The following is a 19,014-nucleotide window of genomic DNA, read 5'->3' on the forward strand; positions in this document are numbered from 1 at the left end:
CTTCAGGCGTAGACCTCGGCTTCGGGGTCGGTGACTTCCAGCTCGTAGCTGGCCGCCAGCATGGCCAGGCGCGCGATCACGCCGTACATGTAGAAGCGATTCGGTGCGCTGGCGCCCGGCTTCTCGCCCGGGCGCGGCAGCTGCGAGCTTTGCGCAAAGGCCAGCGGCACGAAGCTGGCGCCGGGGGCGTTGAGGTTCTCGTCCTCGCCACGCTCGGCATGGATGCGGTAGAAGCCACCCACCACATAGCGATCCATCATGTAGACCACCGGCTCGGCCACCGCATCGTGCACGCGCTCATGCGTGACCACGCCCTCCTGCACGATCACCTCGCTGACCGCCTGGCCGTCCTTGCAGACGCTCATCTTGTTGCGGGTGCGGCGGCTCAGTTCATCGAGGTCCTTGGCGTCGCGCACCGTCATGATGCCCATGCCGTAGGTGCCGGCATCGGGCTTCACCACTACAAAGGGCTTCTCCTGGATGCCGTATTCCTTGTACTTGCGGCGCGTCTTGTTGAGGATGTTGTCCACCTGGGTCTGCAGCGCGTCCAGGCCCTGGCCGGTGCTGAAATCCAGGCCCTGCACCGGCGCGAACATCGGGTTGATCAGCCAGGGGTCCATGCCCAGCAGCTTGGCAAACTTCTTCGCCACTTCCTCGTAGGCACGGAAGTGGTTGCTCTTGCGGCGCTGCGCCCAGCCCGCGTGCAGCGGCGGCAGCAGGTATTGCTCGTGCAGATGCTCCAGCACGCGCGGCACGCCGGCGCTAAGGTCGTTGTTGAGCAGAATGGTGCAAGGGTCGAAGTCCTTCAGCCCCAGGCGCCCGCGCTTGCGCACCAGCGGCTCGATGGTCAGCTGGCCACCGTCGGGCAATGCCAAGACCGTGGGCTCCTTGATGCTCTCGTCCAACGTGCCCAGGCGCACGTTCAGGCCGGCCTGGGTGAAGATGCGCGTCAGCGTCGCCACATTGGCGAGATAGAAGCTGTTGCGCGTATGGCCCTCGGGCACCAGCAGCAGGTTCTTGGCCTCGGGGCAGATCTTCTCGATCGCTGCCATTGCCGCCTGCACCGCCAGCGGCAGCATTTCGGGGGTGAGGTTGTTGAAGCCGCCCGGGAACAGATTGGTGTCCACCGGTGCCAGCTTGAAGCCGGCGTTGCGCAGGTCCACCGAGCTGTAGAAGGGCGGCGTGTGCTCCATCCACTCGAGGCGGAACCAACGCTCGATCGCCGGCATGGACTCGAGCACGCGTTGCTCCAGCTCGTTGATGGGGCCGGTAAGTGCGGTAATGAGGTGGGGAACCATGATGCGGAGCCAGCGTTGCGTCGTCGGCCGATTCTAGGAGGCTGATGCACATGGGGGCGCAAATGGAAATCCCAAGACAGGAGCAGGCGATATGCTCGGGGCTGTGAACGCCAGCAGTGCAAGCCCCATGAAGCCAAAGATCCTGATCGTCGACGACCAGGCCGACATCCGCCGCCTGGTGCGTTGGGCCCTGGAAGACAGCCCCTACGTCATCTACGAGGCCGCCAACGGGGCGCTCGGCCTGCAACTGGCGCAGACGGTGCGCCCGGACCTGGTGCTGCTGGACGTGATGATGCCCGGCGGCATGGACGGGCTGGAGGTCTGCAAGACCCTGCGCGCCGACCCAGCTTTCGCCAACACCCTGATCGTCATGCTGACCGCCGCGGCCAGCGAGCAGGACAAGGCCGAGGCCCTGGGGCTGGGCGCCAACTTCTTCCTCGCCAAACCCTTCAGCCCGGCCAAGCTGCTGGAGCTGCTGGCGATTCTGCTGCGCGGCCGCAAGACCTGACCCCTACCGTACAAGAAAAAGGCCGCCCAAGGGCGGCCTTTTGTCGAAGGCGTGCGGCTTACTTGTGGTACGCCGTCTCGCCGTGCGAGCTGATGTCCAGGCCCTCGCGCTCTTCCTCTTCGCTGACGCGCAGGCCGAGCACCAGATCGACGATCTTGTAGGCGATCACCGAGACGATGGCCGACCAGACCACGGTCACGCCCACCGCCTTGGCCTGGGTCAGTACCTGGGCGCCGATGGAGTAGGCATCGCCCGTGATCATGGTCACCGAGACCCAGTCGGCCACGGCGCTGGGGCCGCCCAGGCTGGGCGAGTTGAACACACCGGTCAGCAGCGCACCGACGATGCCGCCAACGCCATGCACGCCAAACACGTCCAGCGAGTCGTCCGCACCCAGCAGCTTCTTCAGGCCCGACACGCCCCACAGGCAGGCGAAGCCGGCGATCGCACCGATGATCAGCGCACCGCCCACGCCGACATTACCGGCGGCGGGGGTGATGGCCACCAGGCCCGCCACGGCACCCGAGGCGGCACCCAGCATCGAGGCCTTGCCCTTGTGCAGCGCTTCACCCACGCTCCATGACAGCACCGCGGCGGCGGTGGCGACGAAGGTGTTGATGAAGGCCAGGGCGGCGAAGCCATTGGCTTCGAGCGCCGAGCCGGCGTTGAAGCCGAACCAGCCCACCCACAGCAGCGAGGCACCCACCATGGTCAGGGTCAGGCTGTGCGGGGTGAAGGACTCGCGGCCGTAGCCGATGCGCTTGCCCATGAAGTAGGCGCCCACCAGGCCGGCGACGGCAGCATTGATGTGCACCACGGTGCCGCCTGCGAAGTCCAGCGCGCCCCATTGCCACAGCAGGCCGGCCTTGCCATTCATCTCGTCCACCACGGCCGCGGCGCTGTAGGCATCCGGGCCCATCCAGAACCAGACCATGTGGGCGATCGGCAGATAGCTGAAGGTGAACCACAGCGCCATGAACAGCAGCACCGCCGAGAACTTGGCGCGCTCGGCGAAGGCGCCGACGATCAGGCAGGCGGTGATACCGGCAAAGGTGGCCTGGAAGGCCGCGAACACGATCTCGGGAATATAGACACCCTTGCTGAAGGTGGCGGCGTTGGCAAAGGTGCCGGCCGCGTTGTCCCAGACGCCCTTCATGAAGACCCGATCCAGCCCGCCGAAGTAGGCATTGCCCTCGGTGAAGGCGATGCTGTAGCCGTACAGCACCCACAGCACCACGATCATCGAGAAGGTGACCATCACCTGCATCAGCACCGACAGCATGTTCTTGCTGCGCACCAGGCCGCCGTAGAACAGGGCAAGACCTGGCACCGTCATCATGATGACCAGCAGGGTCGAGACCATCATCCAGGTGGTGTCGCCCTTGTTGGGCACGGGGGCAGCGGCCGGGGCCGAGGCGGCCTCGGCAGGCGCCGACGCAGCAGCGGGCGCGGGCGCGGCGGCCGAAGCGGCCTCAGGCGCCGCGGCGACGGCAGCGGCGGCAGCAGGCGCGGACGCCGCGTCTTGCGCCCAGGCACTGGGCGCCAGCGCCGCAGCGGCCAGGGCCAGGCAGGCAAGCAGTTTCTTCATGATCGGGAATCTCCGGAAGGGGGAAGTTCTGAAAGCGAGGCCGGCGCTTAGAGCGCGTCCTGCCCGGTTTCGCCGGTGCGGATGCGCACCACCTGGTCGAGCGGCGAGACAAAGATCTTGCCGTCGCCGATCTTGCCGGTGCGGGCGGATTTCTCGATCGCCTCGATCACCTGCTCCACCACCGCATCGGCCACGGCGGCCTCGACCTTGACCTTGGGCAGGAAGTCGACCACGTATTCGGCGCCACGGTAAAGCTCGGTATGGCCCTTCTGGCGGCCGAAGCCCTTCACTTCCGTGACGGTCAGGCCCTGCACGCCGATGGCGCTGAGCGCCTCGCGGACCTCATCCAGCTTGAAGGGCTTGATGACTGCGGTGATGAGTTTCATGGTGAGGTCTCCTCAGGTTCAATCAGAAGGTCTTCTTGACCGACAACAGCAGGCCGTTCTTGCCCAGGTTCTTGTTGCCGGCGCCGATGTAGCTGTCGTTGTCGGTGCCCACCGCGGCCAGGCCGAAGCTGAAGCCGGCATAGTCCTTGTTCACGGTGAGCGAATAGTCGGTGTAGGAGGCCGAGCCCTGGTGGCGCACCTTCTGGTGGCCCACATGCGGGGTCAGGGTGAAGCCCTCGCCCAGCTCGAAGGTGGCGCTCAGGTCCAGGTAGCCGCTACCCTTGGAGTCGGCGAAGCCGAACAGATTGCTGGTGCTGTGCGAGTACTTGGCCGTCACCGGGCCGTAGGTCAGCGCGGCATAGAGCTCGGTGGTGTTGGCGCTGGGGCTGAGCTTGTTGCCCGAGTAGACGTATTGCAGGGCACCCACGTCCAGCGTCAGGCCGGCACTGATCTCGGTCTTGTAGCCGCCGTAGATGTCCAGTTCGACATTGCTGTCGCCGCCGGCGTCCTTGATCCACTTGATGGTGGAGGCCCAGGCGCCGAGGTAGAAGCCGCTGGCCGAGGCATAGTCGGCGCCGCCCTGCAGGGCGGGCTTGAGGCGGGTCTGCGAAATGCCGCGGTAGCGATAGTCCGTGGTCACACTGGCGTTGAACGACAGGGGGCTGGCCGGCTCATCGGCCAGCGCCGGCATGGCCGGGGCGAGCAGGCTGATGGCCATGGCGGCGTAGATCGACTTCATCGCGGAACTCCTCAGGTTGGAAGACGGGCAAGAAAAAACGGTTTCACCCCCTGTTTGCAGCTTCCGTGCCAGCCCCATTTCGGACCTCATGCGCGGCTTTCCCTGGGGCATCGGAGCCCCAGCACGGTCGCCATGGACTCAAACCGCACCAAGCTGGGTCACAAGCGCCTGGACGCCGTTCTGGTGCACGCCCCGAAACCGTGCGCAACGCGCAAAGCGGCAGCAGCAACGGCACAATCGGCGCCAGGGGAGGACAGCGATATGTCACTGGCCATCGTCCACAGCCGCGCCCTGGACGGCCTGAGCGCCGCGCCCGTCACGGTGGAGGTTCATCTGACCAATGGTCTGCCCAGCTTCACGCTGGTTGGTCTTCAACTAGATATGCTATGCGGCGGCAGTTTTAGCTACACGCGATGAGTGCTCGTTGCGCGTCCCCTGCTTACCACTCCGCGCCGCCCTCGCTGCCGGCAGCGGGCGAGCCGCCCCGGGTCTGCAATTGCAATTCGAGGCCCAGCGCAGACAGGAGAGCAAAGAGCTGGTCCACCCGCATGGAGCCCGGGTTGGTCTCCAGCTCGGAAAGGCGGTTTTGGCTCATGCCAAGTCTTGCGGCCAGCTGCTTTTGACTCAGCTTTGCGCCTTTGCGCACCGCTCGAAGGACGAGGCCAACTTGGTTGGGGACGAAGAGGAGCTGGTTCATAGCCAAGGCGGCTAGACAGTCGTATCGCCAAAGCCGATATCCGCACCATATCGCTATTGGCGATACACCATAGCCTAGTTCTGGCATCGCATCAGCTAGCGCCAACACCTTAAGCGAACGATGCGACTTCTTGGTTAGTGCCCACTGACCACTTCTCTACAATCGCCTACAGTCACCTACAAAGCGCTCCAATTGGGCCAGCGTCAGCTTTCCTGCGCGCCTTCACTTCGGCATTCGTCTGACAAACGCCACTCGCGGTCTGCGGGCCGCTTAATCCAAAGGTCTCTCCAGGCATTGCGGCTAGAGCTGGCAATCGCGTTTGCCAGGCGCTCAATTGCTGGCAGCTATTCCAATAGCTGCGCGCTACGCAAAAAAAGAAGCCCCGGCACAAAGCCGGGGCTGCAAGCCTTTTCGCTGTCATCACGTCCAGGCCCCGCTCAGGGAGGAAAAGCAGGGGAGCCGACAACGTCGAACTCCGAGAGTAATCTTAGCAGTGAGCCTTCTTTCTGACTCTTTTGAAAGCAACAGGGGCTCACGCAATTCAAGACGTTCGAGTGCAGCAAGCTACTTTGCCGAATGAGGTAACCCGTGTCCCGAGACTTCTTGGACTGAGCTGACTTCAAAGCTGATGGGGTCGTCGAAGCTAATGCTTGCAATCACCACGTCCCAGAACTCATCGAGCAACGCCTGCCCGTCCGTGTCGTAGTCGTTTGTTGCAGCGAGGTGAAGTAGCCCATCAGACCATGCGCAATCAACGTCGGTGTGCCATTCGCGAAGTTTGAACTCACTCAAGATGTGGCAAATCCCATCTCGGGCTGCCTGTTCGTTGAGTCCTCGACATGTGATGGTGACTCGGCACATTGCGTTCGTCATGCTGGTCGCGGGCGGAACTGGAACTGGAACTGGAACTGAAGACTGAATTCCCTCATCAACTCTGTCTAGTCGACCCCGCTGCAATTGGACGGTAGGTCGCTCAGCTCGACCAAGTGCGACGAACCGTCTCTGCAATCGAAGTACTCGAGGGCAGTCCATTCGACAGGCAGGTCAAATTTTCTGAAGCAGTACATTGCAAGCTCTGGTTTGGACTGCAGTAGAGGTGTGAGTTCCAGAACGAACTGGCCTGCCTCCTCGGCCCAACCTCTGGCCTCAAGCAATTCCCGAGCGGGGCTGACACTGCTTGAGTCTGGAAGAACATGCTGCAGAAAGGCCCAATGCACGAACGCCCAAATCTTCACTTGAGGCTGCCCAGATAGGGCTGGAAGGTCTACCTCCCAGGTGCGCTTCATAACGGCTTCCCAGTGCTCACGTCGGGCAGGGGTTCTGCTTAGCTCGTCAGGAACGATGACGAGGTGCTCGATGGCGTTGTCTAGGTGGGTCAAGGCTGACTCAAACTCAGGGCCCCAGTCATTGCTTACCCCGCTTCCCGAAAGTCTTGGCACGTTTTCAATGAGCATCCGCTTGGCGTGCAACAGCTCGTGAATCACCGCGCCGTCGGGGAAGTAGTCGGGCGAAGGCGTAGAAATCTCGATGCTCCTTGCGGAGATATCGCAGGTCAGGATGCCTGCACCGCCCGGGCCCCGGCCAGCGAGAGCTAGGTTCTCTCGGATGCAGACTTCGACGCCGGAAGCTTGTTCGACCTCATCAGCCAGGCTCTTGGCCTCAGTACCGAGGCGTTCAAAGTATTCGAGCTGCATTTTGCTCAATTGACCTGTTCTTGATGTAGCCGCCTGGATGGGTGGCAGTTGCAATTATCAATGTTGGTGCGCACTGACTACTTTTCTACAATTGTCTACAGTCGTCTACAAGCGCCTACAAAGCTCTCCAATTGCATCCTGGGTAGTCGCCGCTAGCGCGACCCCCACCCACACCAGCGCTACTGGATAGAGGGGCCGCTTGCGGCATCCTTGGCCACTCCGGTCGGACCGACATAGGGTTTACGCTCATAGAATTGCCACCATTCTGTTTTTCCACCGATTACGCGCAAATTTGCGCATGGTCGGTGGAAAGTGTTTGTAATCAAGGGGTTACGAGGGCGATTGGACATAAGCGGGAGAGAAGTGAGCTGGAAACAGCGAAGTTATGGGGCAAAAGTACAATTATGGAAATCGCCATAACCGACCATAGTCCGCGCGTTATGCGCCAGTTGAGTGCAAGCTTTGAGCGCAAAAAAGCCCGCGCGAAGCGGGCTGGGTTGGAATCAAGGGGGGTTAGTCCTCGTTGACCTGTTGCACGTCGAGAGCGCCAGCGTTGATGCCGTCGCGGTCCTCGCTGCTGCTGCACTGTGCCAGCAATTCTGCCAACGCTGCCGGCTTGGCTGCCTCTGCTGCTTCTTTGCTGTCAAAGTCGCCCATATTCATAGAAGCCTGGCGGTTTGCGCTAATCCAGAAGAGTTTGAATGTGTTCATTTGCGGGCTCCTTGGGTTAGTCGCTGTAGGGGTTGAATGTTGCGTTGCTCGCGTACTTTGCTTCTTCTTCGCGTACTGCAAGAACGTTACGTTGTACCCATTCGCCGCGGTCGTCTTGTACCTCGACCCATTCGCTTTCGTACCAGTCGGGCACTTGATTGCCGTCAAAAATGGCTTCAATCAAGCAATCGAGGTTGCACCACGTATAACCGTCGCTGCTGCCCCACAAAACTACCACTTCGCCGTCTTCGTGTTTCCGCACGCATACGCCAATTGCGCCCACGCCGCCGCCGTTCCACGTGCTGCCTTTGCGGGCAATGTATTCAGCAGCTTCAGGAGCAGTACCCTCATCAGTTTCATCGAGCACATCCTCGAAAAGCTCCTTCAATCGCAGCTCAGGACTGAATTTTCCAGGTTCGTTAGTGTCACAAACGCGGTTGTACAGTGCCAGTATTTCGACTGCGGTGTAATTAAATGTTTCCATTTTCAATATCTCCAGTGTTGGTGCCTTGCGGTAGTTGCATTTCTATTTGAAAATTCGCCGTCTGATTCAGTTCCGGTGCGCACTAACTGTGAGTGCCTCAGCTTCGTTAGACCAACGAGACCGCGATACATGACAACCTAATTTGTTTCCGATTTGTAAAGTTGTGGCATCAAGGTGACTAACGGGAGCCTTAATGGCTCGCGTGGAGTCCATGCGAGGCAGAGTTCTGCGGGCCCAGGCATCGCCCATTTCACGTTGCTATGCCCGCAAATGGGCCGCAAGACAGTCGTAATGCCGCGCTATCCGTATGGCGCCGAGCCGCCGCGGGGTTGGGGCTCAATTCCGTGAATTGAACCCCTCAATCATTCGGCCCTGAGCACTTCCCATCGGTCAGCCATCCGCTGAATGACCTCAGCGGGAACGCCGTGGCTGTTCTCCCACTTGCCATGTGCCTCAATAATTCGAATGTTCGTCGTCATCGAGCGGTAGGGCTCGATTTCACGGAGCATCGTGAACGTGTTGCTGACGACCGCACGTTGTCCGTGGACGAGCGCATCCCGGGTCATGCGCTGACACCAAGCGTGCGCGTCTCGGATTCGCGAAGCGTCGTAGCTGTAGGCGCCGTCGACCACGAAGTACATGTCGGCCTCAAAGTGCTTGTATCCCACGAGCGCAAGAGCGCTGGCCATTGTCGATTTGCCGCTGCCGGGAAGGCCTCGAATCAACACTAGCTCCGTGTGAACCAGCGGGGTTGGTTGGCGTGATTCCGTACTTCCGGGCTTGGCATTGAGCGTGAAGGAGGGCGCGTGCTGATTGAACATTTGGGTTCCTACTTGTGGAACCCAGTGCAGCCACGATGTTTATATTTGGCGCGACAAGTGATGGCTATCGAATCGGCATGACCGGAAGCGGAACGTGTCGTGCAGTCCGAAGGTGCCTTTGCGACATCGGCTGACTGTCCGTGAACTACTCCACGCCATATCGGCGCAATTCGTTTGCGCCGATGTCAAACCTGTCTATCCTTACGGCTTGTGAGCGCGCAATGCGCCACCGCCCCTGAGTCTCAACTCAGCAAGGAGCACCCACCGGCCGCCCCCGTCGTCAGACGGGCGGACCCCTCATCGGGTGCTCTTTAAAAAATCCCCCAAGAAACAAGTTTTCGACACGTCTCCGGCGTGTCAACCATCAATCGCTCAGGCCTTGCCTATCGAGCGAGGTCTGAGCACTTTTCAAAGATTCGAAAAATGCTTTCAGACGTTTGTTTTGATTTTCTGTACGACGTGGAGCGCTTCGGCGTTGACGAAGCTACCTACGAACAGCTGCGCGCCGACGTTTTGCACTACTCAAAGGCGCCATTCGACTACGCCATCGAGGTGACTGATGTGCTGCAAAGGGCGCTGGCGGCCGCCGTTCGGGGCGAGAAGTACAAGAGCGGAGACCTAAAGGAGCCGGCAAGACCTGGTCCTGGTCTGATGAACCAGCGGATATCGTTCTCACAGGTCGTCATGTTGGTTTGCGAGACGCTCCACTGCTACGACGACGCCAACGGCACTGAGGAAGGGCTGCTTAAGCGGTTCAAGCAGATTTGGCCTCAGGGAACTAAGCAGATTCCCGATTGACCCGGTTTGGCCAGGAGTCCGGTTGACGGGCTCCTGGCTGCCCAAGGCCTTGTCACACCAATGCCCGTCGCGACGCTTCGCGCACGGCGAGGCACTCAAAGGATGGCATCTCGGCTTGCTCCGCCGCTGCTTCAAAGCACAGGCAGCCCAAGTCGGCTCCTCCAACTTATCAACTTGCCATCAGGAATCGCTCCTGGTGGTCATTCCGCGCATGCGCGGGTCCAACATCAATGCAATTCAACATCGTTCAAAAATCAAATTGTCAACTGACAACCGATGGCCAAGGTCGTGCTGCTTCCAAGAACGCTCGGGGTAGCGACGATGCCGTTCCATGGAGCGGAGGTCTGAACCCAGCGGAGCTTGAGCGGCCTGGTGGCATGCTTCTGGCTGCGCTCCTTACCCATGCAAACGAACGCGGGCAGCGGCACCAAGACATGGCTTCATCTTTGGGTGTGACGCCTGGATATGTGAATCAACTCAGGAGCGGCCACCGGCAGGTCAATCAAATATCGGATAAGTTTTCGATGGCGTGCGCGGCGTACCTCGGCATTCCTAGGCTGGCTGTTTTGTTCATGGCAGGCCGGCTGACGCAGCGCGACGCATTCGAGCGAGAAGAGATGTTTGCTGCTGAAGTCCCCCGGGCGATGACCTTCGTTTGCCAGGACCCAGACTGGGGGCCATTGATGACGGCCCAGATTCGGTCGTTGGACATCGACGGGCAATTCACGTTGGTCCGCCTCTACGAAGCGGCGACGAAGAGAAAGCTTCTTTCTGACCGCCTGTCACCTGAGAGATGGGCAGAGGAGCTAAAGCGATTTCGGGCGGTGAAACACCGTTTGGTCGAATCTGCAAATGACTCGCTCAATTGTTCGGCTGACTAAGGCGAACCGCCAGTGCGCTTCAGGCCAGCACTTGGCGTCTAGCAGTTGCATCTGCGACTCACTCCCTCACATATGAGGTCAACGGGTGCATGACGAAGAACCCTCTGAAGCGCGATGCTTCAGAGGGCGAATCAGGAAATCACATCATCCGAGCGTGCAGTCGAAGGCTTGCCGCCGCGATGCACTGGGTCTCTAGTCAGCTCCTATGCGCGTCCCGATGAGGTGTGCCATTCCTCGTCGCCGCAAGACCCATGCTTGCAAATCGCTGTCCAGCTGAAGGTACCGTACAACGGCTTGGGAACCTAGGGCATTGTCATGACCACATGCAATTGCCAAGGCAGCGTATTCGCCTGACGAGAGCTGTAGGGCTCGCTCCGGTATGTCCCTGGCATTCGTCCACATGTCAGCGATTTGTTCCAACTTACTTTGGACGGTGCGCATGGGTTGCTCGAGTGCTGTTTTCGTGTGACGTCTCTGCATCTCAGTCTTCCTCGCGGTCTGGACCAATGACCCAGGCCTGTTCGAACCACGAGGGAGCACCGTTGTCACCGCGTTCAGCGTGGTCTACGAGCGTGCCAAGACTGCACCAAGTCACGTCATGACCTGTGTCCCATTGAACTCGTCCGTCGTAGTACACAGAGCACCCGCCTAGGTTGGGGCTGTCGAATCCATCACCCTTCGAGGCAAGGGCGGCAATGGCTTCGTCGCGCGTCATGTCGATTTCGTCGTCGACATATAGCGTAATGAGTTGTGCGGGGCAGTTCTCCGGCGAGCCTGCGTGTTCCCATGCATTGACGACCGCTGTGATTCGGGCGGCCAAGTCTCGGTGCGACGGGCCGTCTTCCCTCGACGGATTGGTTGAACTCTCGTCAGGTTGAATGGGTGCTTGATTTGAAGGCGTTTTCATCTTTGGAGTGGGAAAGTTTAGGAAGCGAGGCGAACTCTCCGCCGCTGAGCGTTGCGCCCAAAGCGGTGCGTAGTTGAGATGGCCTCACCGACATATAGCGACGCAGTCATCGCGCGCCCGTTTGATGAGGAACTGGAGAAGGTGTCGAGGAACTGTCCACACCCAGGCACATCGCGGCGGTGCTCTGAGAGCCCATACGACAGCAGGCCATAACTGACTAAACAGGTTGCTACACATCCCAGCAGCAAGCGAGGTGCGAACTGCATAGACAACGCCCTACATCTCAGAAAGCTTGGCGGCAAAGAGAAGTAGGGCGCAGCGGGTGTACCGATGAGATGTATAGCAACAGGTCTCCCAATCCTGGGAGACCGAAATGGCGCGTATTGCGCTGGCACCTGGTGCCTATGACGAGCTAGAAGAGGCTCTGGACTATCACGACCCCCAGCGCGCAGGGTTCGTGTCGCTCATGGCCACGGGGGAACGTGGGCGCATGCGCCAGTCGTCATTCAAGCTGATAGAACTCCCCAATCAACTGCATCGAATGCAGCAATTTGGTCGGGATGCGTTCATTTGCCAGAACGAGTTTTTTCGACCGAATCGACAGGCTGTGAACCTGTGGCGAATGACGGCGAACTTTATCGACCTCGACACCTACAGGGTCGAGCATCTGGCTTCGCGTTCGCCAGAGGACCAGAGGGACATGCTGCTGCAGTACCTCGATGACGAGCAACTGCCTCCACCTAGCGTTGTCGTATTTTCCGGTCGAGGCCTTCAAGTCAAGTGGTATCTCACGAATCCTGTGCCCCGGCGGGCCGCGCCACGATGGCAAGCCGTCCAGGACGAGCTATGCAGGCGCTTGACCTGCTTTGGTGCTGATGCCCAGGCTCGCGACGTGTCCCGCGTATTGAGGGTAACGGGCACTGTCAATGCCAAAAGCGGCGAGATTGTTCGTGTGTTGCATAGGGCTTCGATTCCAACAATGGGAGGCTCCCGAACAAGCCGAGGTGCAATTGCCTACGACTTTGACCTGTTGGCTGACGAACTGCTACCGCTATCCCGACAGGAGCTAAAGACGCTGGCTGAGACCCGGGAACTACAGGCGGCAGAGTGGGAGGCTGACCGCCTAAAGCGCGCGGCCGTTCGCGACCGCCTAACGGTGCTGGAAGGTGGAGCTGCTGACCTGGGCAGCAGGAAAGCGAAGACAGGCAAGAAGCTGGTAGCTAGCGAACTCGCAATGGACAGGCTCGAAGACATACGGAACTTGTTTGAGCTGCGCGGCTGGAGCAAGACTGGAGCACCGGCCGGGAAGCGAGACGCCGTCATGTTTCTGGTTAGCTGTTTCCTGGCCGATTCGCGGCTGTGTCAGAACATTCAACCCGAGCTTCAATCCCTCGCACGTGAATTCGCACCATCGTGGTCCGCTCGGGAACTGGCGTCTGCAACATCTGCGGCAATCGCGCGGGCAGCAGCGGCTGAGCGCGGCGAGAAGGTCATCTTTGAAGGTATGGAGGTCTGCCCACGGTACAGGTTTCGGAACGAGACCTTGGTTACCTTGCTCGAAATTACGTCCGATGAGCAACGGCAACTTCAGACTATTGTTGGCGTCGATGAGGCTCGGCGGCGTGACCGCGACCGAAAAGCAAACAAGCGCCGGGAGGCCGGCTGCCCGACTCGTGAAGCGTACTTGGCGAGGACTGGTGACAGAGCCCTGCAGGCGCGCGAGATGAAAGCTAGCGGACACACGAATGCGCACATCGCCTCAGTCCTTGGTGTCAGCCTGCGGAGCGTGACGACCTATTGCAAGAACTAAGCAGGACGGGTAGCAAGGTTGTTCCGTACATATGGTGGAAATGGCGTAGCCGGCAGCCGGACGTGGCGCCAATTCATGTCGAAGATTCACATTTGCATAGTGGTTTTCGCAAAAGCTCCTTTCTGTGGTCGGGACGGTTGCACCAACCAGAAATGGGGTGACTGGCTCTGCCCCGTGCGGGCTTCGATTGGTGGCAAGGAGGTCACGCCAACCCTCGCCCTGGGCTTGGACGGATGTTCGGAGAGCATGTCAGGCCAACCCTCGTTTGGTGCTGCTTCTGTGCTGCAGGCGCCGTGACTGCCTACGACGTCGATGCGCCTCTGCCGGCGCCGTGCGCCGCTAGGAGCTACGGCTACAGCGTCATCCTTGCGCCATGCAATTTCAGCCACTCGGCAGCCTCCCGCCAGCCCGGAAGCTCTGTATCGACGAGCTGCCAGAATTTAGGGGTGTGGTTTTGTTCCTTTAGGTGCGCCAGTTCGTGGACGACGAGGTAGTGCAGGACGTCCAGGGGGGCCCCTAGGGCTCGCCAGTGGAAGTTCAGGTTGCCTGCTGGGGAGCACGAAGCCCATCGGTGGTTGAGCTCCCAAACTCGCAACTTACCGGGTTTGACGCCCATGGACAGAGCCCGTGTGGCAATGAGCGCGGGAAGGCGCTCATATCCGGCGCGCCGGTAAAAGGCGCGCAGCAGCTCTTCCGCTTGCTTGCGACAGTCCCGGCGGAGGACGAACCGGTCTCCAACCAAGGACAATGGCTCAGGCGCATCGGGCGAGATATCAAGCCGGCAGGGCTGACCCAAGAAGTAGAAGGTTTCGCCGGAGACGAACTCCTTCCCGGGGGGGGCGCGATTGAGTTCGCCCCAGTGAGCGAGCGTCCGGTATATCCACGGCAGCTTGCGTTCAACCAGTCGTTGAAGCTGCTGGTCCGTGGCACGCCGCGGTGCCTTGACGGTGACGCCACCATCACGCTCGACGTAGATGGAAACCGTCTTTCGGTCGGAGCGAGCGACCGAGTACTCAACGTCGCGAACAGCAGGCATGTCAGGACAGCAGGTCGTGGCTACGGGACTTCGCGAGATGCACGAGCGCCTTGGACCACTCATCGAGGTGCTCGAGAACCGCGTCGATGCCGGTGTCGACGAGGCGGCTGTAAACTTCTCCCTCAAGCTCCGAGACTTTGACATGGTTTGTCCAGAATCCTGGTGCCTGGATGGCCGCGCGGAAGAGCGGAATCAGGTCGTTGACCAACGACTTCAGCGTTGCCTTTTCGGCAGGTTGCAGCTTCGTTGATACGCCGACCTTCATCGTCAGCAACCGAAAGAACGCGACCGCCTTCGGTTCCAAGCCGTCGTCAGCGTCTGCCTTGGGTGGCGTGGCTGAGCCCACCAGCAGGAGCAACTGCTTGGCCTGCTCGTCCCAGTTGTCCTTGTACTTGCGAATGACCTCCTCGAGCTTCTCCGACAGCGGGCCGTAGAACGCCGGGTCCTCGTCCATGTGCATCGTGATGTGCTTCCGCAGCGCATGCTCCATCTCCGATGCCTTAGCCTTTGAAGACGCCTGGGCCTCGGTCCGCTTGATGAAGTTGGCCTGAAGCAGCTCAATTGGCGGAATCTTGGGGTCGACACCAAGACTAACCAAATGCTCGTTAACCAGACGGCGAATCTTCTCGCCGGCGTTTCCGAGGTCAAGGCTTGCATCCTTGTACCGCTCGCGTGCCTGAGCCTTGAGCCACGCGAACCGCTTTGCCGCTGACTCATACTGCATGGCGCGCGCATCGGGGAGCACCGAGTTCATCGACTGTAGGAACAACGTCAGCAACACATCGAAAGTCTCACGCTCTTTGACGTCGGCGATGACGTCCATCATCAACTCGTAGACGATGTAGTCCTCGTCGGGAGGGAGCTTCTGAGCGGCCCAGTCGTAGACCTGGTCAATCTTGTGCTCACGGAAGAACAGCGCCAACCGCTCGAACGTGGCCTGCAAGCGCAGGAACTCGTCCTCGACCGAGCGGAAGCACGCGAGGAACTCATCCACGTCCTCGCCGACATAGATGTCCAGAGCTTCGCGCAGGTGCTTCGTCAGGCCGATGTAGTCGACGATGATGCCGTTGCGCTTGCCCGGAGCCTTGCGGTTGACCCGTGCAATCGCCTGGAGTAGCGTGTGCTCTCGCAGCGGCTTGTCGATGTACATCACCTGTTCGATAGGAGCATCGAAACCCGTAAGTAGCATGTCGCAAACGTTTAAGAAGGCGATACCTGTTTCCGGCTTTGTTAGGTCGAAGCGCTTCAAAAAGTTGTTGATGGCATCGAGCTCTTTGGCATCCTTTCGAGCTTCCCGAACTGCGCCGAGCTCGTTGGTACCTTCTTCCGAGACAACGGCGACCGTCTTGAGGAACCGAATGCGCTCGAGCACGGCCGGGTCCGAGGCCTGCCGCTTCGCGTAGACCGCCGCGTAGGCATCCAGTGCTTTTGCGATGGCATCCCGGTAGCGCACAGCCGCCAGCTTGGAGTTCGCCACGACCTGTGCCTTGAAGCCTTCGGGCAGGATGCTCTCGACGTAGTGCTTGACGATGTCCTTGGCGACGTCGGCAATGCGCGCCTCGGCTTCCAAGATGTCGTCGCGTCCGCCGTACTTCTGCTTGATGACCTCGAGCTCCTCGGGGGTCCGCTGGGCGAACAGGTCCTCAAACTTCTGGTCGAACTCTGACTTGTGGGTCAGCGCGGTGTTTGTCGTCTTGCCGATGTAGATGATGGGCAACACAGCCTCGTCGTCCTGCGCTTCCTTCAACCGGTAGGTGTCGATGAGTCCGCCGAAGCGCTCTACCGTGGTCTGCCGATGCCGCTTCGTGATGAGCGGCGTACCTGTGAAGGCAATCTTGATGGCGTTTTCAAACGCATTTGCGAGGTTGTTGCCCAGGTCACTGTACTGGGTCCGATGCGCCTCGTCGATGAAGATGATGATGCGTGACGAACTGTTGACGCGAGGGAACGGCTTGACCCTGGGCACTGCCACGGGAATGCCAAGCGCGGTCTTCAGTGCCGGCGACAACTGCTCCTGCTGCTCACGGAATTTGTGGACCATGACCAAGTAGAAGCCAGAGTCATTGCCGGCGGTCTTGGTCTTCAGGTCGTCCGAGCTCTCGATGCGCGTCACCTTCTCGCCGGCGAGCTGCACCGTACCTTCCAACTGGTCCTCGAGGTCGGTACGGTCATTGACCATGATGACCTTGAGGTCGAACAGGTCCTTGCTCGTGCGCAGCTTGCGCACGAAGAAGACCATCGTCAGCGATTTTCCGGAGCCCTGGGTATGCCAAATGACACCGCCGCGGGCAGCGCCGGTGTTGCTGCGGATGCGGTCGAGCGCCTTCAAGATGGCGCGGTACTGCTGGTAGCGAGGGACGACCTTGACCAGGGAATCGCCCTTGGTCGTGAACAGGACGAAGTTGCGCAGCAGGTCAATGAGCGTGTCGCGCGGCAGCATTCCCTGAATGAGGGTCTCCTGCTGGCGCACCTGGCCGCCCAGCGGCGCGGTGAATGCCGCGTACTTCGTCGGCATGATGGACTTCCAGCGCTGGAAGTCATCGGGGTCGGTGGTGATAGAGCCGTATGACGCTTCGTTGCCCGTTGTGGCGACCAGGAAGAGGTTTGCATGGAAAAGCCGCGCCTCCCCTTCGAGCTTCCCACCCTTGGTGTCATCGGGGCGACGCTCGCAGTAGCGCATTAGCTGCTTCTTCGCCTCCTGCATGGGGATGCTGGTGAAGGCGTTGGCTTCCTTGGCTTCGATAACGACCACCGGTAGGCCGTTTACGAAGAGGACAACGTCTGGCCGAATATGCGACTTCACCTGACCCGGGGTTTCCACGCGGAACTGGTTGATTGCGTGGAAGCTGTTGGCGAACGGGTCGTCAAAGTCGACAAGGCGTACCGACTCTGTGACCACGCCGTTAGGCGTCTTCCGCTCAAGGGGTACACCCTTGGTCAGCAAGGTGTACACGGCGCGGTTCACTTCGACCAGGGAGCCCTTCTGCGTGCTCACGAGTTCAAACAAGGCGTCGAGGTCAGAGTCCTGCAGCCAAGTGACGCCGACAGGGTCCCGGTTCAGAGCTCGCACACTGTTGCGGAACACGTCCTTTAGCGCGACCTCATGAAAGTCCGTGCGCAGACTCTTGGCGGGGTCGGTCGGCAGCGTCTCGCCTTGGTCGATGACCGTCCAGCCGAGGGCACTCAGCTGCGCGAGAAAGGGAAGTTCTACTAGGGTGCGTTCTGTCATGTTCTTGTCCCTGAGTGCTGGCTCCTACAGCATCAACGACGCCGGCGGAAGAGGCTCCTGAGTTTCGTGTAGGAAGGCTTGGGCGGATTGCGCCCCACATGTTGCACGTCGCGGATGGTCACAGGTACTCGCCTAACCGCGTACACCTGTCCGTTCAATCGCACGATGCAATCCATGAAGTGCCGACCGACGTAGGCCGTGTGCTCGTCGGTGGTCAATAACCGCATTCCGACCCGACGGTGTCCCAGGTCGCTACGAACATCTGCCTCCTGCCCCTCATTGCGCACGGTCCACTCGACCGTCGCAAACTCCGGGACGACATGTGGGTTCACGATGGTAAAGACTAGCGAGCAATCCTTCGCAACGCCCGGGACCTCATTGCGATGCCGCGCGATGGAGCGTTCCGGGTTGCCTGTGAATACCTCGACGTCAATCTCTGGCAGTTGCATCACCGCGCGACCGGAGCTCTCGTCAACCATCTCAACCTCATCGGTCTCAGGCAACGGCATCAAGAACGAGAACGCCTCCGACCAGATGAGAGCCGCGGAAGGCTCGTCGTCGGCCTCGTCGGCGCGTTCCGCAATGTCCTGAAGACTCGTCAACCGGGGCAAGAATCCATTCCAGTCGTCAGCGGACATGCGACTGAGGTCTTCGTCGTCGTCAATCGGGTTCGCCACCTTCCGCTCGTCGAAGAGGCGGTCGTGCATCTTCTTGATAACGGCCGCGAGCGCATCGTCGTCGTCCATTCCCAGCAGCCGCTGCGGCCACAGGGCCTGGTAGGCCTCCGTGACAACGACGGTCAGGAATATCGACGAAGGCCGCGAATCGGCCGCATCATCGAAGGACACCGCCGCCCAAGCCTTGAGGTATCGAACGAGCCGACGTAGCTGGTCTCGGTCATCTCCGCTGACTGCGTCCTTGAACCACTTGTAGATGGCCTTGGGGTCGCTGTGCTCCCACTTGTCCGACAAGCAGGCCAAGCGCCGCATATCGGAGTCTGGGTTGAGGTGGTACACCGGCGTGTCGATGTGGAACTGCCGTATGTATGAGGCACGAGAACACCGCTCCTTGGCGGGCACCTCGACCTCCTTGAGTTCTACGCATGACTTCTTGTACTCGAGCATCTCCGCTTGCACCCAGTCTCGGAGCTGCTTTGGAGTCGGCTCGATATCCTGCTCGTCGCCCCATTCGAAGTACACCCCGAGGTCGACGTCGTATTCCTCGTCAGCGTGCACGGGCTTGATAAGCGTGGCGTACTTGTACGAGCCCTGTAGCCAAGTGGAAATTGTGTAGCCGTGGCGGGGCCCCAGCGTTTTCTTGAGATGCTCAGCCAGGTCGTTCCAATGTTTCTGCAGGAATTCGCGCTGGTCCGAGGTCGGCGTGACCCGGCCAATCAGCGTTTGGTCGGCGCTACCGTTGAACAATCG

Annotated in this window: 18 protein-coding genes and 1 pseudogene; 5 read left to right on the top strand and 14 right to left on the bottom strand. The window is 60.2% G+C overall.

The features are described from left to right. Positions 1 to 2: 2 nt before the first annotated feature. Positions 3 to 1,298, bottom strand: coding sequence for a glutamate--cysteine ligase (gene gshA, locus WG898_RS03695; RefSeq protein WP_339601392.1), 1,296 nt, complete (start codon positions 1,296 to 1,298; stop codon positions 3 to 5). Positions 1,299 to 1,425: 127 nt separating this feature from the next. Between gshA and WG898_RS03700 the strand changes: the two genes are divergently transcribed. Further along, the gene (locus tag WG898_RS03700) at positions 1,426 to 1,806 is read left to right on the top strand and encodes a response regulator transcription factor (RefSeq protein ID WP_339601393.1); all 381 of its coding nucleotides are present in this window, start codon (positions 1,426 to 1,428) and stop codon (positions 1,804 to 1,806) included. A gap of 58 nt (positions 1,807 to 1,864) precedes the next feature. Here WG898_RS03700 and WG898_RS03705 read toward each other — a convergent pair whose 3' ends face one another. The 3 genes from WG898_RS03705 to WG898_RS03715 are packed head-to-tail and all read right to left on the bottom strand — an operon-like array spanning position 1,865 to position 4,519. Beyond that, positions 1,865 to 3,394, bottom strand: coding sequence for an ammonium transporter (locus WG898_RS03705; RefSeq protein ID WP_339601394.1), 1,530 nt, complete (start codon positions 3,392 to 3,394; stop codon positions 1,865 to 1,867). A gap of 47 nt (positions 3,395 to 3,441) precedes the next feature. Next, the gene (gene glnK, locus WG898_RS03710) at positions 3,442 to 3,780 is read right to left on the bottom strand and encodes a P-II family nitrogen regulator (RefSeq protein WP_285234897.1); all 339 of its coding nucleotides are present in this window, start codon (positions 3,778 to 3,780) and stop codon (positions 3,442 to 3,444) included. Between the two features lie 22 nt (positions 3,781 to 3,802). Then, complete coding sequence (locus WG898_RS03715) at positions 3,803 to 4,519, bottom strand: TorF family putative porin (protein ID WP_339601395.1); 717 nt, start codon at positions 4,517 to 4,519, stop codon at positions 3,803 to 3,805. A 261-nt stretch (positions 4,520 to 4,780) separates the two neighbouring features. On the opposite strand from WG898_RS03715, the pseudogene WG898_RS25280 reads away from it, so the two are divergent. Then, positions 4,781 to 4,891 (top strand): annotated as a pseudogene (locus WG898_RS25280) (magnesium chelatase domain-containing protein); the annotation flags it as partial. A 67-nt stretch (positions 4,892 to 4,958) separates the two neighbouring features. Here the strand turns inward: WG898_RS25280 and WG898_RS03725 are convergent. From WG898_RS03725 to WG898_RS03750, 6 genes are all read right to left on the bottom strand, one after another. Beyond that, positions 4,959 to 5,216 carry a helix-turn-helix domain-containing protein gene (locus tag WG898_RS03725; RefSeq protein ID WP_339601397.1) on the bottom strand — a complete coding sequence of 86 codons (258 nt, stop codon included), beginning with the start codon at positions 5,214 to 5,216 and terminating at the stop codon, positions 4,959 to 4,961. 564 nt (positions 5,217 to 5,780) lie between these two features. Continuing rightward, entirely contained in the window at positions 5,781 to 6,008 is a 228-nt protein-coding gene (locus WG898_RS03730; protein ID WP_339601398.1) for a hypothetical protein, read from the bottom strand. A gap of 146 nt (positions 6,009 to 6,154) precedes the next feature. Beyond that, entirely contained in the window at positions 6,155 to 6,910 is a 756-nt protein-coding gene (locus WG898_RS03735; protein ID WP_339601399.1) for a hypothetical protein, read from the bottom strand. Between the two features lie 513 nt (positions 6,911 to 7,423). Then, on the bottom strand, positions 7,424 to 7,621 hold the full coding sequence (locus WG898_RS03740; protein ID WP_339601400.1) for a hypothetical protein: 198 nt from the start codon (positions 7,619 to 7,621) through the stop codon (positions 7,424 to 7,426). Positions 7,622 to 7,637: 16 nt separating this feature from the next. Next, entirely contained in the window at positions 7,638 to 8,105 is a 468-nt protein-coding gene (locus WG898_RS03745; protein WP_339601401.1) for a hypothetical protein, read from the bottom strand. Between the two features lie 362 nt (positions 8,106 to 8,467). Next, positions 8,468 to 8,926: an AAA family ATPase gene (locus tag WG898_RS03750; RefSeq protein ID WP_339601402.1), complete on the bottom strand. Its 459-nt coding sequence runs from the start codon at positions 8,924 to 8,926 to the stop codon at positions 8,468 to 8,470. 423 nt (positions 8,927 to 9,349) lie between these two features. On the opposite strand from WG898_RS03750, the gene WG898_RS03755 reads away from it, so the two are divergent. After that, positions 9,350 to 9,724 carry a hypothetical protein gene (locus tag WG898_RS03755; RefSeq protein WP_339601403.1) on the top strand — a complete coding sequence of 125 codons (375 nt, stop codon included), beginning with the start codon at positions 9,350 to 9,352 and terminating at the stop codon, positions 9,722 to 9,724. A gap of 230 nt (positions 9,725 to 9,954) precedes the next feature. Then, positions 9,955 to 10,605 (top strand): DNA-binding protein, encoded by a 651-nt coding sequence (locus tag WG898_RS03760; protein ID WP_339601404.1) that lies wholly within the window; start codon positions 9,955 to 9,957, stop codon positions 10,603 to 10,605. 481 nt (positions 10,606 to 11,086) lie between these two features. Here the strand turns inward: WG898_RS03760 and WG898_RS03765 are convergent, their stop codons facing one another. Then, positions 11,087 to 11,512, bottom strand: a complete 426-nt coding sequence (locus tag WG898_RS03765; RefSeq protein ID WP_339601405.1) for a hypothetical protein — start codon at positions 11,510 to 11,512, stop codon at positions 11,087 to 11,089. A gap of 373 nt (positions 11,513 to 11,885) precedes the next feature. On the opposite strand from WG898_RS03765, the gene WG898_RS03770 reads away from it, so the two are divergent. After that, positions 11,886 to 13,322: a hypothetical protein gene (locus tag WG898_RS03770; RefSeq protein WP_339601406.1), complete on the top strand. Its 1,437-nt coding sequence runs from the start codon at positions 11,886 to 11,888 to the stop codon at positions 13,320 to 13,322. Between the two features lie 352 nt (positions 13,323 to 13,674). On the opposite strand, the gene WG898_RS03775 is transcribed toward WG898_RS03770, so the two are convergent. Genes WG898_RS03775 through WG898_RS03785 form a run of 3 tightly spaced genes read right to left on the bottom strand, consistent with a single transcriptional unit; the run spans position 13,675 to position 19,011 of the window. Beyond that, positions 13,675 to 14,358: a M48 family metallopeptidase gene (locus WG898_RS03775; RefSeq protein WP_339601407.1), complete on the bottom strand. Its 684-nt coding sequence runs from the start codon at positions 14,356 to 14,358 to the stop codon at positions 13,675 to 13,677. Position 14,359: 1 nt separating this feature from the next. Continuing rightward, positions 14,360 to 17,587, bottom strand: a complete 3,228-nt coding sequence (locus WG898_RS03780) for a type I restriction endonuclease subunit R (RefSeq protein WP_339601408.1) — start codon at positions 17,585 to 17,587, stop codon at positions 14,360 to 14,362. A gap of 32 nt (positions 17,588 to 17,619) precedes the next feature. Then, positions 17,620 to 19,011, bottom strand: a complete 1,392-nt coding sequence (locus WG898_RS03785) for a cyclic GMP-AMP synthase DncV-like nucleotidyltransferase (RefSeq protein WP_339601409.1) — start codon at positions 19,009 to 19,011, stop codon at positions 17,620 to 17,622. Positions 19,012 to 19,014: the final 3 nt, after the last annotated feature.

Origin of the sequence: Paucibacter soli, assembly GCF_037482845.1 — a bacterium.
Classification (GTDB): Bacteria; Pseudomonadota; Gammaproteobacteria; order Burkholderiales; family Burkholderiaceae_C; genus Paucibacter_B; species Paucibacter_B soli.